Here is a 14,529-nt window from a genome sequence, read left to right on the forward strand (position 1 = left end):
CTGACTGCGCGCCTCTCACAGGCAAGCTTAGCGCCGGCCGCAGCCGCAACCGGACGCCGCGACAAACGGCGGCGCGGCACAATCAGGGTTTCCCTGAATCGAGGGGGGTCATGTATGCTACGGCGCTTCTCGCAAGCCCTCATTTCAGCGCCGAAAGCCCATGCACGAACAGTATTCGCCCCGTGAAATCGAAGCCGCCGCCCAAGCTCATTGGGACGCGCAAAAGTCCTTTGTCGTGAGCGAACAGCCGGGCAAGGACACCTTCTATTGCCTGTCCATGTTCCCCTATCCGAGCGGCAAGCTGCACATGGGCCACGTGCGCAACTACACCATCGGTGACGTGATCGCCCGCTACCAGCGCATGCAGGGCAAGAACGTACTGCAGCCGATGGGCTGGGACGCCTTCGGCATGCCGGCCGAGAACGCGGCGATGAAGAACAACGTCGCCCCGGCCAAATGGACCTACGAGAACATCGCCTACATGAAGTCCCAGCTGAAATCGCTGGGCCTGGCCATCGACTGGACCCGCGAAGTCACCACCTGCAAGCCGGACTACTACCGCTGGGAGCAGTGGCTGTTCACCCGCCTGTTCGAGAAGGGCGTGATCTACCGCAAGAACGGCACCGTGAACTGGGACCCGGTCGACCAGACCGTGCTGGCCAACGAGCAGGTCATCGACGGCCGCGGCTGGCGCTCGGGCGCGCTGATCGAGAAGCGCGAAATCCCGATGTACTACTTCAAGATAACCGCCTACGCCGAGGAGCTGCTGAGCAGCCTGGACGAGCTGGATGGCTGGCCGGAACAGGTCAAGACCATGCAGCGCAACTGGATTGGCAAGAGCTTCGGTGCCGACATCGCCTTCGACTACGACGTCGCCAGCGTCGGCATAGAGGGCCAGCTGAAGGTCTACTCGACCCGCCCCGACACCCTGATGGGCGCCACCTACGTGGCCGTGGCCGCCGAGCACCCGCTGGCCCAGCGCGCCGCCGAGAACAACGCCGAGCTGCAGGCCTTCATCGCCGAGTGCAAGGCCGGATCGGTTGCCGAGGCCGATATGGCCACCATGGAGAAGAAGGGCCTGGCCACCGGCCAGTTCGTCCTCCATCCGCTGACCGGCGACAAACTGCCGGTGTTCGTCGCCAACTATGTGCTGTGGGGCTACGGCGAAGGCGCCGTGATGGCCGTGCCGGCGCATGACGAGCGCGACTTCGAATTCGCCAACAAGTACGACCTGCCGATCAAGCAGGTCTACGCCGGCGAGGGCAAGGACTACGACGCCAGCCAATGGCAGGCCTGGTACGGCGACAAGGACGGCCTGGTCACCATCAACTCCGGCAAGTACGACGGCAAGGGCTTCCTTGATGCCTTCGACGCTATCGTCGCCGACCTGGAAGCCAGCGGCCACGGCGCGCGCAAGACCCAGTTCCGCCTGCGCGACTGGGGCATCAGCCGCCAGCGCTACTGGGGCTGCCCAATTCCGATCATCCACTGCCCGAGCTGCGGCGACGTGCCAGTGCAGGAAGACCAGCTGCCGGTCGTGCTGCCCGAAGACGTGGTACCGGACGGTGCCGGTTCGCCGTTGGCCAAGATGCCCGAGTTCTACGCCTGCAGCTGCCCGAAATGCGGCAGCGCGGCCAAGCGCGAAACCGACACCATGGACACCTTCGTCGAGTCGTCCTGGTACTTCGCCCGCTACGCCAGCCCGAACTACGAGGGCGGCATGGTCGACCCGCAGGCCGCCAACCACTGGCTGCCGGTGGATCAGTACATCGGCGGCATCGAACACGCCATCCTGCACCTGCTGTACGCGCGCTTCTTCCACAAGCTGATGCGTGACGAAGGCCTGGTCAGCTCGAACGAGCCGTTCAAGAACCTGCTGACCCAGGGCATGGTGGTCGCCGAGACCTACTACCGCACCCTGGAAAACGGGGGTAAGGACTGGTTCAACCCGGCCGACGTGGAAGTCGAGCGCGACGCCAAGGCCAAGGTCATCGGCGCCAGGCTGAAGAGCGACGGCCTGCCGGTGGAAATCGGCGGCACCGAGAAGATGTCCAAGTCGAAGAACAACGGAGTGGACCCGCAGGCCATGATCGACGCCTACGGCGCCGACACCTGCCGTCTGTTCATGATGTTCGCCTCGCCGCCCGACATGAGCTGCGAATGGTCCGACGCCGGCATCGAAGGCGCCAACCGCTTCCTGCGCCGCGTCTGGCGCCTGGCCCACGGCCATGTCGGCGCCGGCCTGCCGGGCGAACTCGACAAGAGCAGCCTGAACGACGAGCAGAAGGCCGTGCGCCGCGCCATCCACCTGGCCATCAAGCAGGCCAGCAACGATGTCGGCCAGAATCACAAGTTCAACACCGCCATCGCCCAGGTGATGACCCTGATGAACGTGCTGGAGAAGGCCGCGACCGCCAGCGAGCAGGACCGCGCGCTACTGCAGGAAGGCCTGGAGGCCGTGGCCCTGCTGCTGGCGCCGATCACCCCGCACATCTGCCATGAGCTGTGGCAGCAGCTGGGCAAGGCCGGTGCCGTCATCGACGCGCAGTGGCCGCAGGTCGACGAATCGGCACTGGTGCAGGACAGCCTGACCCTGGTCATCCAGGTCAACGGCAAGCTGCGCGGCCAGATCGAGGTGCCGGCGTCGGCCTCTCGCGAGGATGTCGAGGCCGCCGCCCGCGCCAACGAGAACGTGCAGCGCTTCACCGAGGGCGTGACCATCCGCAAGGTCATCGTCGTGCCGGGCAAGCTGGTCAACATCGTCGCCAACTAAACGGTCGCCAACTGATTCGGCCCGGTGCCCAGGCGCCGGGTTTCTCAAGGGGAAACAACAATGATGAAACGGAACATGCTGGTCATCGGCCTCGCCGTCCTGCTCAGCGCCTGCGGCTTCCAGCTGCGTGGCACCGGCAGCGCCGAGTTCGCCCTCAAGGAAATCGACCTGCAGGCGCGCAATGCCTACGGCGACACCGTCAAGCAGCTGCGCCAGCTGCTGGAAAACAGCGACGTGAAGGTGCACAACGGCGCGCCCTACCTGCTGTTCCTGGCCAACGAACAGGAAACCCAGCGCACCGCCAGCGTCACCAGCAGCGCGCGCAGCGCCGAGTACGAGTTGACCACCCACCTGGACTACGAGATCCGCGGCGAGAAGAACATGCTGTTGCTGCGCGACAAGCTGGAAGTGCAGCGCGTCTACGTCCACGACGAGAACAACCTGATCGGCTCCAGCCAGGAATCCGCCCAGCTGCGCCAGGAAATGCGCCGCGAGCTGATCCAGCAGGTGTCCCTGCGCCTGCAACTGCTGACCCCGGCGCGCCTGGAGCAGCTGCAGCAGGAGGCCGAGGCCCGCGCCGCCGCCGAGGCCGAAGCGGCCGCCGCCGCCCGCCGCGCGGCCGAGGAGTCGATGCCGCAGCAATCGCCGATCCAGCTGCCGATCCCGCAGCAGTGATCGAGAAGGGCCGGGCGACCGGCCCTTTTCACGAGCCCCGATGAAACTCGGCTTTCGATGAAACTGAATCCCGCGCAACTCGGCAAACACCTGCAAGGCGGCCTGGCCCCGGTCTACGTGGTCAGCGGCGACGAGCCGCTGCTGTGCCAGGAGGCCGAGGACGCCATCCGCGCCGCCACCCGCCAGCAGGGCTTCAGCGAGCGTCAGGTATTCCACGCCGAGGCGAGCTTCGACTGGGGGCTGCTCTACGAAGCCGGCGCCAGCCTCTCGCTGTTCGCCGAGAAGCGCCTGATCGAGCTACGCATCGCCAACGGCAAGCCTGGCGACAGGGGTACCGCAGCCATTCTCGAGTACTTGGAGCGGCCGCCGGAAGACACGGTGCTGCTGATCAGCCTGCCCAAGCTCGACGGCAGCACACAGAAGACCAAGTGGGCCAAGGCCCTGATCGACGGGCAGCACAGCCAGTTCCTGCAGATCTGGCCAATCGAGGTCGCCCAGTTGCCCAACTGGATTCGCCAGCGCCTGTCCCAGGCCGGCCTGGCCGCCAGCCAGGAAGCGGTGGAGCTGATCGCCGCGCGGGTCGAGGGCAATCTGCTGGCCGCGGCGCAGGAGATCGAGAAGCTCAAGCTGTTGGCCGAAGGCAACCAGATCGACGCCGGCACCGTGCAGGCCGCCGTGGCCGACAGTGCCCGCTACGACGTGTTCGGCCTGATCGACGCGGTGCTCAATGGTGAGGCGAGCCACGCCCTGCGCATGCTCGAAGGGCTGCGCGGCGAGGGTGTGGAACCGCTGTTCATCGTCGTCATGCTGGCCCGCGAGCTGCGCCAACTGGCCGGCCTGGCCCTGCAGTTCAGCCAGGGCGTGCCGCTGGAAAAGGCCTTCGCCAGCGCCCGCCCACCCATCTGGGACAAGCGCCGCCCGCTGATGAGCAAGGCCCTGCAGCGCCACACCGCCGCGCGCTGGAACCAGCTGCTGATCGACGCCCAGCGCATCGACGCCCAGGTCAAAGGCCAGGCCGCCGGCGACGCCTGGAGCAGCCTGGCCCGCCTGGCCCTGCTGATGGCCGGCCAGCGCCTGCCGCTCAGCGAGTAACCTCGCACCAGCAGGCGCTTCTCGGCCTACTCGCTGCAGGCGTTACTCCAACGATCCGCTCGCCCCGCCGCGCCAGCACTTTGCCGCCATGGACATTTTTTAACCAGCGGCGCATAGTCCGCGCCGCCCGCAACGTCGCGGGCCATGCGAGGAACCTCCGATGAGCAAGAAAGCCCCCAAGCGGCCGAACAAGGCCAAGTCCATCGTCGCCCAACCGCTGTTCCGCAGCCGCCAGGAACAGCCGAAGAAGGGCAAAGGCAGCTACCGCCGCGAAGCCTCCCAGCAAAACTGGGAGGCTTCTTGCTTTATGGGCCCCGTGTTGCGTTGCGCCTAGCCGGCCAGAGAATCCCGCCCCAGAGCCGTACTCCGTGAAACCGGGAGCGGCCGGGTCATGTTAAGGTCGCGGTCTGATTGGCAAGACCGAGACACCCCGATGTTCCAGCTTTCCACCAAGGGCCGCCTGAGCAGCCTGCTCGTCGGCACCGCCCTCCTCCTCGGCGCCTGTGCCGAAACGCCGAATCCCGCCCCGCAACTGGCAGCGCCCGATAAAGCCGCCGCGCAACCCCAGCAGGTCGCCGCAAGCAGCGCGCCGGCGCAGGACGCCGTGCAACTGACCCCGGCCATCTCCTTCGAGGACTGGCGTGCGCAGTTCCGTGGCAAGGCGCTGAGCGCCGGCATCCCGGCCGAGCTGTTCGACCGCGCCTTCGCCGGCGTCATCCCGGACCTGAGCGTGGTCAAGGCCGACCGGGCGCAGCCCGAATTCACCCGCCCAGTGTGGGAATACCTGGACGGCGCCATTTCGCCGGTGCGCGTGCGCAAGGGCCAGGCCCTGCTGGCCGAGCATGCCGCCACCCTGGACGCCATCGAACAGCGCTACGGTGTCGACCGCGAGACCCTGGTGGCGATCTGGGGCATGGAGAGCAGCTTCGGCCAGTTCATGGGCGACAACTCGGTCATTCGCTCGCTGGCGACCCTGGCCTACGAGGGACGGCGCCCGCAGTTCGCCGAGAACCAGCTACTGGCCGCCCTGCAGATCCTGCAGAACGGCGACATCGGCGCCAACGGCCTGCGCGGTTCCTGGGCCGGGGCCATGGGCCAGACCCAGTTCATCCCCACCACCTACCTGACTCACGCGGTGGATTTCGACGGCGACGGCCGTCGCGACATCTGGAACTCCAGCGCCGACGCCCTGGCCTCGGCCGCCCACTATCTGCAAGCCTCCGGCTGGCAACAGGGCGAGGCGTGGGGCATTCAGGTGGCCCTGCCCAGCGGCTTCGACTACGCCCTGGCCGACACCGCCGTGCGTAAGACCTATGCCCAGTGGCAGGCGTACGGCGTGAAAGGCACGCCAACCAATGTCGACCCCAACGACGCCGGCTACCTGCTGCTGCCAGCCGGCCACCGCGGCCCGGCCTTCCTGGTGTTCCGCAACTTCGGCGCCATCCTCAAGTACAACAACTCGTCTTCCTATGCACTGGCCGTCGGCCTGCTCGGTCAGCGCCTGGACGGCGGCGGCCCGCTGCTAGCCAGCTGGCCGAAGGACGAGCGCCCGCTGGGCCGCAGCGAGCGCATCGAGCTGCAGGAGGGCCTGAGCGCCAAGGGCTTCGAACCCGGCCCGGCCGACGGCATCATCGGCGCCAACACCCGCCGCGCCGTGCGCGCCTTCCAGCAGAGCCTGGGCCTACCGGCCGACGGCTACCCGACCCCCGCGCTGCTGCAACGGCTGCGCTGACGAAAGCCGCGCCATGGAAATGGCGCACTACCCTGCCGGGCGAGTACGCCCAAGGCGCTCACGTCGCCGGCCGGACAGCGATGACCCAGGAAGTAGGGTGGCCTCGCCGCGCAGCGGCAGCCCACCATCACGCGCTACGGATCATCTCCAAGGCTGAACCAATACGTCCGGACGCGGCGGACAGCACCAAGGTCGAGGCCCCTACAAGAGCATCACGCCACCCGCCGAACCTTCTCACCTCGACGGAGACGATGTATCGCCCCACAGGCAGCGATGCGCCACGGCGTAGGGTGGCCTCGCCGCGCAGCGGCAGCCCACCACACTCTTCATCGATCTATTTCCCCGGCATCGCCCAAAGATGCGCCGCGACCAATGCGCGCCAGGGTGCGAAGGGCAGCAGCCAGTCGCGCACGAAGGGTTGGCCGAGCTTCTCCTCCGAGCCGAGCAGCTGCTGCAGCTGGCGGCGCACCGCGGCATCGCCGTGCAACGAGCCGTCCAGCCGGGCGAAGCCGCGCAGCAGCGCATAGTCCACCGTCCAGGGGCCAATGCCCTTGAGGGCCAGCAGGCGCTCGGCGATGGCCTCGGCCGGCTCGTCCGCCAACCAGGTCTCCAGCGGCAGGCGCCCCGCCTCGACCTCGCGGGCAAGCAATAGCAGGGCCTGGGCCTTGGCCCGAGAAAAGCCGGCGCGGCCCAGGGTGTCCTCATCCAGCCTCGCCACCGCCTGCGCATCCGGGTAGCAGAGCAGCCCGCCCGAGTGCGGCTGCCCCGCCAGCTGGATCAGCCGGCGCCGCAGGGTGATGGCCACCGGCAGGCTGATCTGCTGGCCGCTGATGGCCCAGGTCAGCGCCTCGAACGGACTCGCCGACTGCGGCACGCGCAGGCCGCGATTGCCGGCGATCAGGGCGCCCAGCAGCGGATGATCGGCATGTTCCGCCTCGAAGGCCTCGACCGGCTGGGTCAGCCCGAGCATGCGACTCGCCAGGCCGCGCAGCGCCTCGACCTCGGGTACCACTTCGCCATCCACGGCCAACGTCACCCGCGCGATGCCGGTTGAGAAGCGGACACTCAGGCAAGCCGGCAAGTCCCGCCAGACGATGCCCTTGTCGAAGCCCGCCTCGCTCACCCGCTCGCCGGTTTGCTGGGCATCCCGGCGCTGAAAGGTCAGCAGGTCGGCCACACGATAGTCCGCGGGCAGGGTCAGAACGCATTCGATTAGGGTCATGTCGCGCCTCGGCAAAACACCGAGCTTAACGCCGACCGGTTGATCCGCCGAGCCCGGCTCGCCGCCGACCACTGGCGGTCAAGGATTAGCCTAGACTGCCGAAGCAGAGGGAACGCACGTCAAACAACAAGTGGGTGCCACCATGTTCAACAAAGGCTTGAAGCAGGAAATGGAAGAACTGCGCGATGAACTCGCCAGCGTCCGCCAGATCAAGGAATCGCTTTACGATGCAATGCTGGTGCTGGAGCTCGAGCCCAACGGCCGCGTGCGCTTCGCCAATCAGCACCTGCTCGACGACATGGGCTATCGCGCCGATCAGCTGATCGGCCAGCAGCTGGAGACGCTGCTGCCGGCATCCTTCCGTAACGATCCCAACTATCCGCGCCTGCTCGGCGCCATGCGCAACCGCGAGCACTGGAGTGGCGCCTTCCGCCTGCAGCGCGGCGACGGCAGGGAAGCCTGGCTGCGCGCGATCCTGCAGCCGGTCAATGATGGCGGCGGCCAGTTGCGGTACTTCGCCCTGTGTGCCAACAACCTGACCCAGACCATCGAGACGGCCAAGGAGCACGAGGGCCTGATCAAGGCGCTGCTGCGCTCCACGGCGGTCATCGAATTTAATCTCGCCGGCGAGGTAGTCACCGCCAACGACAACTTCCTGCGCGCCATGGGCTACCGCCTGGAGGACATCAAGGGCAAGCACCATAGACAATTCTGCGACCCGGAGGAGTACAACTCCCAGGCCTATCGCGATTTCTGGGGTCAGCTCAACCGCGGCGAGTATGTCGCCGGGCGCTTCCGCCGCGTCGACGCCCACGGTCGGCCGGTGTGGCTGGAAGCCTCCTACAACCCGGTGCTGGACGCCCACGACCGCCTGTACAAGGTGGTCAAGTTCGCCACCGTGATCACCGACCAGATCAACCAGGAGCAGGCCGTGGCCGAGGCGGCGAACATCGCCTACGGCATCTCCCGGCACACCGACGAGAGCGCCAACAAGGGCGCGTCGGTGGTGCAGCAGACGGTCGACGTCATGCACCAGATCGCCCACAAGGTGCAGGAGGCCGCCGAAGGCATCGAGGCGCTGGACCGGCAGTCGCTGCTGATCAGCACCATCATGCAGACCATCCGCGGCATCGCCGACCAGACCAACCTGCTGGCGCTCAATGCCGCCATCGAAGCCGCCCGCGCCGGTGATCAGGGCCGCGGTTTCGCCGTGGTCGCCGACGAGGTGCGCCAGCTGGCCGGCCGCACCAGCCAGGCCACCGAGGAGATCGTCGAGGTGGTGCAGAAGAACCAGAGCCTGGCGAAGAGCGCCGTGGACAGCATGTCCAGCAGCCGTCAGCAGGCCGAGCAAGGTCTGAGCCTGGCCAACGAGGCCGGCGCGGTGATCATCGAGATCCAAGAAGGCGCGCAGCAGGTGGTGCAGGCCATCGGCCAGTTCGCCAGCCAGCTGAAGACCTGACGCTGGCAACCGCGTGTCGCGAGCGGCTCCGCCAGCGGCATCCGGGCCGCGCGGCGACGGCCGCCAGCCGCGCGCGGCGCCTTCCGTGATAGACTCCGCCCCGGCCACAAGCCTGCTACCGAAGCCCCTACCGGAGCCGAGATTCGATGTCCGACACTGCCTCGCCCAAGCCCGTATCCAGCGGCGAAAAATTCCGCACGCCCCAGGGCATCACCGCGATCAAGGATGGCCAGAAGCGCCGCGCTTCGGCCGAGCCGCAGGTCGTCGAGCCCAAGCCGAGCTGGCTGCGGGTCAAGGCGCCGAGCGGCAGCCGCTTCGACGCGGTCAAGCGCAACGTCGGCGAACATCGCCTGAGCACCGTCTGCCAGGAATCCCACTGCCCGAACATGGGCGAGTGCTGGTCCAACGGTACCGCCACCATCATGCTGATGGGCTCGGTATGCACCCGCGCCTGCCGCTTCTGCGCCGTGGACACCGGCAACCCGAATGGCTGGCTGGACCTGGAAGAGCCGCAGAACACCGCCAAGTCGGTGGAGCTGATGGGCCTGCGCTACATCGTCCTGACCTCGGTGGACCGCGATGACCTGCCCGACGGCGGCGCCGCGCACTACGCCGCCTGCGTACAGGCGATCAAGGCCAATACGCCGCAAGTGGTGGTGGAAGCGCTGACGCCGGACTTCGACGGCGACCACGAGGCCATCGCCCGCGTGGTGGATTCCGGCCTGGAGGTGTTCGCGCAGAACGTCGAGACGGTCAAGCGCCTCACCCACGTGGTACGCGACCCCCGCGCCGGCTACGAGAAGACGCTGAAGGTGCTGCAGCACGCCAAACGCCATCGCCCCACCGTCATCACCAAGACCAGCCTGATGCTGGGCCTGGGAGAGACCGACGAGGAAATTCTCGAGACCATGGATGACCTGCGCGCCATCGGCGTTGACATCCTCACCCTCGGTCAGTATCTGCAACCCACGCGCAACCACCTGAAAGTGCAGCGCTGGGTCAGCCCTGATGAGTTCAACCGCTTCCGCGATATTGGCCTGGAGAAAGGCTTCATGGAAGTCGCCGCCGGCCCGCTGGTGCGTTCCAGCTACCGGGCCGACCGGGTGTTCGAGAAGAACAACCTGGGCCTGGCCGCTCCCGTCCCGGTACCCGGCCAGCAGCAGGACGACAGCCTGATCCCGGCGCTCAATCTGAACTGAGCCTCAGCCTGAAAACAGAAAAGGCCCTGTGGCATACGCCCAGGGCCTTTTGTTTGGCGCCTCTCTCAATAACCTCAGCGGTAACCCAGACGCTCGCGCAGGGCGTGCTCCAGGCGCTGCGCCACCTCGTCGAGCGCGGGCGGCGCCTCGAGCAGGTCCTTCAGCTGGATCATCTTCAGACCGGCATAACCGCAGGGGTTGATGCGCTGAAACGGCGACATATCCATGTCCACATTCAGCGCCAGACCGTGAAACGAGCAGCCGTTGCGCACCCGCAGGCCCAGCGAGGCGATCTTGTCGCCGTTGACGTAGACGCCAGGGGCGTCTGCCTTCGGCGCCGCCTCGATACCGTAGCTGGCCAGCACGTCGACCAGCGCCCGCTCCATGGCAGTCACCAGCTCGCGCACGCCCAGTTTCTGCCGGCGCAGATCGAGCATCAGGTAGGCCACCAGCTGTCCGGGACCGTGATAGGTGACCTGGCCACCGCGCTCGACCTGTACCACCGGAATGTCGCCGGGCGCCAGCAGGTGCTCCGCCTTGCCGGCCTGGCCCTGGGTGAACACCCGCGGGTGCTGCAGCAGCCAGATCTCATCGGGCGTGTTTTCGTCGCGCTCGGCGGTGAAGCTGCGCATGGCTTCCAGGGTCGGCAGGTACTCCGCCAATCCCAGGTGACGCACGACCAGCTCGGCCACTTAGAGCACCATGTGTACGCGGCCGGTGGCCTTGAGGTCGCCATGGATCGCCTGCAGCTGCTCCACGCCGGTGGCGGTGATCAGTACCTGCACCGAGAGGAAGCGGCCGTTGCGGCTGTCGCGCACCACCAGACTGGCGGCGTCGAAGCCCGGCGCATGGCGCTGGACGATCTCGACCACCATGTCGGAGAAGCCTTCGCCGGCCTCGCCGATCACCTTGATCGGGTAGCGCTCGCAGGGGAATTCGATTTTCGGGGCTTGTACGTCGGTATCTGTCATCGCGGTCGCTCCGGGTTGTCACCCGTGAAATGCGAACGCCCCGATTCCGGGGCGTCCTTGAGAGTCTTCAGTCCAGTCCCTTATCTGGGGCCCGAACGGCGGTGTTTCAAGCTGCCAGACGACTCTTAGTTGAACAGTCCGTAGAAGAACAGACGGATGCTATCCCACAAGCGGCGGAAGAACCCGCCCTCTTCCACCGATTCCAGAGCGATCAGGTCCGCGCTGTGCACCACCTGCTCGCCCAGCTTGACCTCGACCTTGCCGATCACGTCGCCCTGCGCCAGCGGCGCAACCAGTTGCGGCTCCAGCACCATGGAGGCCTGCAGCTGCTTCACCTGGCCGCGCGGCAGGGTTAGGGTCAGGTCCTGGGCCAGGCCGGCCTTGACCTGACGAGTGGTGCCCTTCCAAACCTGGGCCTGGGCCAGTTCCTGGCCCTGCTTGTAGAAGGTCTGGGTCTCGAAGAAGCGGAAGCCGTAAGTCAGCAGCTTCTGGGTCTCGGCGGCGCGGGTCTTCTCGCTGTCGGTGCCGAACACCGAGGTGATCATGCGCGCACCGTCGCGTACGGCCGAGGCCACCAGGCAATAGCCGGCCTCTTCGGTGTGGCCGGTCTTCAGACCGTCCACGGTGCTGTCGCGCCACAGCAGCAGGTTGCGGTTACCCTGCTTGATGTTGTTCCAGTAGAACTCCTTCTGCGAGTAAATCGCATAGTGCTCCTGGTCTTCGTTGATGATGGCGCGGGCCAGGATGGCCATGTCGTGGGCGCTGGAGTAGTGCTCCGGGTGCGGCAGGCCGGTGGCGTTCATGAAGTGCGAGTTCTTCATGCCCAGCTTCTCGGCGGCGGCGTTCATCATGTCGGCGAAGGCGTCCTCGCTGCCGGCGATGTACTCGGCCAGGGCGATGCTGGCGTCATTGCCGGACTGGATGATGATGCCGTGCAGCAGGTCGTCCACGGAGACTTGGCTGTTGATCGGCAGGAACATGGTGGAACCGCCGGACGCGGCGCCACCGGTGCGCCAGGCATGCTCGCTGACGGTCACCAGATCCTGCTCACCGATCTTGCCCTTGCGGATCTCCAGGGTGGCGATATAGGCGGTCATCAGCTTGGTCAGGCTGGCCGGGGGCAGGCGCTGGTCGCCGTTGTTCTCCACCAGCACCTTGCCACTGCTGCCATCCATCAGTACGTAGGATTTGGCGGCCAGCTGCGGCGGCGAGGGGATGGCCTGGTCGGCGGATGCCGCGAGAGGCGCGGCCAGAAGCGTGACGAGCAGGGACAGGCGTTGGGCAAGGCGGGCGATGTTCATCCTTCTCTCTATAGCTTTTCAACAATGGAATGGGCGAACCGAGGTCCGCCCACATTCACCGCCGCCCGCGAGGGCGACGCACGAAGTCTTCAGTCGGCCTTGACCAGGGCCGGGTCGCCGAGATTGGCCAGGCGCACGCTGTTCTGCAGCTGCTGCGCCTCAGCCTGGGTTCCGACCGGCCCCAGGCGCACCCGATGCAAGATCTGCTGATTGCGCACCACCGAGCTGATAAACACCTTGGCAGGCACCGTCTGACTCAGCTTGGCCTTGAGGAGCTCCGCAGCGTCCGGATTGGCGAAGGCGGCCACTTGGAGATACAGGCCAGAGGCTGCGGGCGTAGCGTTTTTTTTTACGTCGACCTGCACTGGCAGCACGGCCGCGGCATGCTGCGCGGGCGGCGGCGTGTACTGCTCGATCGGCTGGCTGGCGGCCGCGGCTACCGGCTCGGCGACGGCCGGCACGGCCGGGGCGGCCATCTTCGGCTGTGCCAGGACCATGGGCACCGGACGGCCCTGCGCCGCCCACCATTCATGCGGATCGATACCCTCGACCTTGACCCGCGCGGTGCCGCTCTCGGCATAGCCGAGCTTCTTCGCCGCGGCGAAGGACAGGTCGATGATGCGATCGGAGTAGAACGGGCCGCGGTCGTTGACGCGCAGGATCACGGTCTTGCCGTTGTCCAGGTTGGTCACCCGCACATAGCTCGGCAGCGGCAGCGTCTTGTGCGCGGCGGTCATGCCGTACAGGTCGTAAGCCTCGCCGTTGGCGGTGGCCTGGCCGTGGAACTTGGTGCCGTACCAGGAGGCGGTGCCGGTGGCCTGATAACGGCGGCTGTCGCGGATCGGGTAATAGGTCTTGCCCAGCACCGTGTAGGGGTTGGCCTTGAAGTTGCCGTAGTGCGGCATCGGCACGGCGTCGGGGATGCGCGATACATCGACGTCCCACCAGGGTGCGCCGTCGCGGTGCGGCCGGGCGTAGTCCGAGGGCCCGGAGATGGGCCGGGAGCCGGGCTCGACCGGCTGAGGGGCCCGATTGCTGGAACAGCTGACCAGCGCCAGGCCGATGGCCGTGGCGGTCAGGGTGCGCAGGACGGGCTTCACGGCTGACCCCGCTTGGCGGCCAGCTCGCCGGAGAGCTGGTGAACCGCCATGGCGTACATGGCGCTGCGGTTGTAGCGGGTGATTACGTAGAAGTTGGGCAGGCCCATCCAGTACTCCTGGCCTTCGGCGCCGTCGAAACGGAAGGCGGTGACGGGAATGTCGTCGCGCAGCACGTCGGCGCTGACCCAGCCCAGGGCACGCAGCTCGCCGACGTTCTTGACCGGGTCGAGACCCTGGGTCAGGCCGCTGTCGGCCTGCTCGCCCTTGACCTGGGCGCGGCTGACCACCGCTTCACCGGTAGTCCAGCCGTGGCGTTTGAAGTAGCTGGCGACGCTGCCGATGGCGTCCACCGGGTTGGTCCAGATGTCGATGTGGCCGTCGCCGTCGAAGTCCACGGCGTAGGCGCGGAAGCTGCTCGGCATGAATTGCGGCAGGCCCATGGCGCCCGCGTAGGAGCCCTTGAGGGTGAGCGGATCGACCTGCTGCTCGCGGGCCAGGATGAGGAACTCACGCAGCTGCTGGCAGAAGAATTCGGCCCGCGGCGGGTAATCGAAGCACAGGGTGGACAGGGCATCGAGCACACGCCAGCTGCCGGTGTTGCCGCCGTAGAAGGTTTCCACGCCGATGATCGAGACGATCACTTCGGCCGGCACGCCGTACTCCTTCTCGGCACGGGCCAGGGCCTCGGCATGCTTGTTCCAGAAGTCCACACCCTTGCTGATGCGCGCCTCGGTGATGAAGATCGGCCGGTATTCCTTCCACGGCTTGACCTTCTCGGCCGGACGGGAGATGGCGTCGAGGATCGCCTGCTTGCGCTCCACCTGGTCGAACAGCGTGGTCAGCTGCTCGGCGGCGAAGCCGTAGTCGCGGGTCATTTCGCCGACGAACTCGGCGACCTTGGGCGAACCCTGATATTCCCCTACGGCCTGAGCCTGACCGACCAGGCCGAACGCCGCCACCACGGCGACTCCCCAGCTACGCATTACCTGCTTCAAATTCTGCACT

General features: G+C 66.8%; 12 protein-coding genes and 2 pseudogenes. 8 read left to right on the top strand and 6 right to left on the bottom strand.

Annotated elements, in window-relative coordinates:
• Window positions 1-160 precede the first annotated feature (160 nt).
• The 5 genes from leuS to NF616_RS17990 all read left to right on the top strand — a co-directional run bounded on the left by leuS (window position 161) and on the right by NF616_RS17990 (window position 6,272).
• Complete coding sequence (gene leuS / locus NF616_RS17970; protein ID WP_252274844.1) at window positions 161-2,773, top strand: leucine--tRNA ligase; 2,613 nt, start codon at window positions 161-163, stop codon at window positions 2,771-2,773.
• 60 nt (window positions 2,774-2,833) lie between these two features.
• Window positions 2,834-3,448: an LPS-assembly lipoprotein LptE gene (locus NF616_RS17975; protein ID WP_252274846.1), complete on the top strand. Its 615-nt coding sequence runs from the start codon at window positions 2,834-2,836 to the stop codon at window positions 3,446-3,448.
• A 57-nt stretch (window positions 3,449-3,505) separates the two neighbouring features.
• Window positions 3,506-4,540 carry a DNA polymerase III subunit delta gene (holA, locus tag NF616_RS17980; protein WP_252274848.1) on the top strand — a complete coding sequence of 345 codons (1,035 nt, stop codon included), beginning with the start codon at window positions 3,506-3,508 and terminating at the stop codon, window positions 4,538-4,540.
• A 160-nt stretch (window positions 4,541-4,700) separates the two neighbouring features.
• Window positions 4,701-4,874 (top strand): alternative ribosome rescue factor ArfA, encoded by a 174-nt coding sequence (gene arfA / locus NF616_RS17985; RefSeq protein WP_252274850.1) that lies wholly within the window; start codon window positions 4,701-4,703, stop codon window positions 4,872-4,874.
• A 99-nt stretch (window positions 4,875-4,973) separates the two neighbouring features.
• A complete protein-coding gene (locus NF616_RS17990; RefSeq protein ID WP_252274852.1) occupies window positions 4,974-6,272 on the top strand; it encodes a lytic murein transglycosylase in 1,299 nt (432 codons plus the stop codon).
• A gap of 334 nt (window positions 6,273-6,606) precedes the next feature.
• Here NF616_RS17990 and NF616_RS17995 read toward each other — a convergent pair whose 3' ends face one another.
• Window positions 6,607-7,494 carry a DNA-3-methyladenine glycosylase family protein gene (locus NF616_RS17995; RefSeq protein ID WP_252274854.1) on the bottom strand — a complete coding sequence of 296 codons (888 nt, stop codon included), beginning with the start codon at window positions 7,492-7,494 and terminating at the stop codon, window positions 6,607-6,609.
• A 169-nt stretch (window positions 7,495-7,663) separates the two neighbouring features.
• Between NF616_RS17995 and NF616_RS21465 the strand changes: the two are divergent.
• The 3 genes and pseudogenes from NF616_RS21465 to lipA all read left to right on the top strand — a co-directional run.
• Window positions 7,664-8,413: pseudogene (locus tag NF616_RS21465) on the top strand (PAS domain-containing protein); the annotation flags it as partial.
• Between the two features lie 105 nt (window positions 8,414-8,518).
• Window positions 8,519-8,953, top strand: a pseudogene (locus NF616_RS21470) (methyl-accepting chemotaxis protein); the annotation flags it as partial.
• 146 nt (window positions 8,954-9,099) lie between these two features.
• Complete coding sequence (gene lipA / locus NF616_RS18005; protein WP_252274858.1) at window positions 9,100-10,152, top strand: lipoyl synthase; 1,053 nt, start codon at window positions 9,100-9,102, stop codon at window positions 10,150-10,152.
• A gap of 74 nt (window positions 10,153-10,226) precedes the next feature.
• Here lipA and lipB read toward each other — a convergent pair whose 3' ends face one another.
• From lipB to mltB, 5 genes are all read right to left on the bottom strand, one after another.
• Window positions 10,227-10,844, bottom strand: coding sequence for a lipoyl(octanoyl) transferase LipB (lipB, locus tag NF616_RS18010; RefSeq protein WP_252274860.1), 618 nt, complete (start codon window positions 10,842-10,844; stop codon window positions 10,227-10,229).
• The gene (locus tag NF616_RS18015; RefSeq protein WP_252274862.1) at window positions 10,845-11,123 is read right to left on the bottom strand and encodes a DUF493 domain-containing protein; all 279 of its coding nucleotides are present in this window, start codon (window positions 11,121-11,123) and stop codon (window positions 10,845-10,847) included. It abuts the gene before it with no gap.
• A 125-nt stretch (window positions 11,124-11,248) separates the two neighbouring features.
• Window positions 11,249-12,424 carry a D-alanyl-D-alanine carboxypeptidase family protein gene (locus NF616_RS18020; RefSeq protein ID WP_252274864.1) on the bottom strand — a complete coding sequence of 392 codons (1,176 nt, stop codon included), beginning with the start codon at window positions 12,422-12,424 and terminating at the stop codon, window positions 11,249-11,251.
• Window positions 12,425-12,513: 89 nt separating this feature from the next.
• Window positions 12,514-13,524 carry a septal ring lytic transglycosylase RlpA family protein gene (locus NF616_RS18025; protein WP_434091908.1) on the bottom strand — a complete coding sequence of 337 codons (1,011 nt, stop codon included), beginning with the start codon at window positions 13,522-13,524 and terminating at the stop codon, window positions 12,514-12,516.
• Window positions 13,521-14,528, bottom strand: coding sequence for a lytic murein transglycosylase B (gene mltB / locus NF616_RS18030; protein WP_434091909.1), 1,008 nt, complete (start codon window positions 14,526-14,528; stop codon window positions 13,521-13,523). Before mltB ends, NF616_RS18025 begins: the two co-directional genes overlap by 4 nt.
• Window position 14,529: the final 1 nt, after the last annotated feature.

The organism is Pseudomonas subflava, from assembly GCF_023823685.1.
In the GTDB taxonomy this organism is placed as follows: domain Bacteria; phylum Pseudomonadota; class Gammaproteobacteria; order Pseudomonadales; family Pseudomonadaceae; genus Aquipseudomonas; species Aquipseudomonas subflava.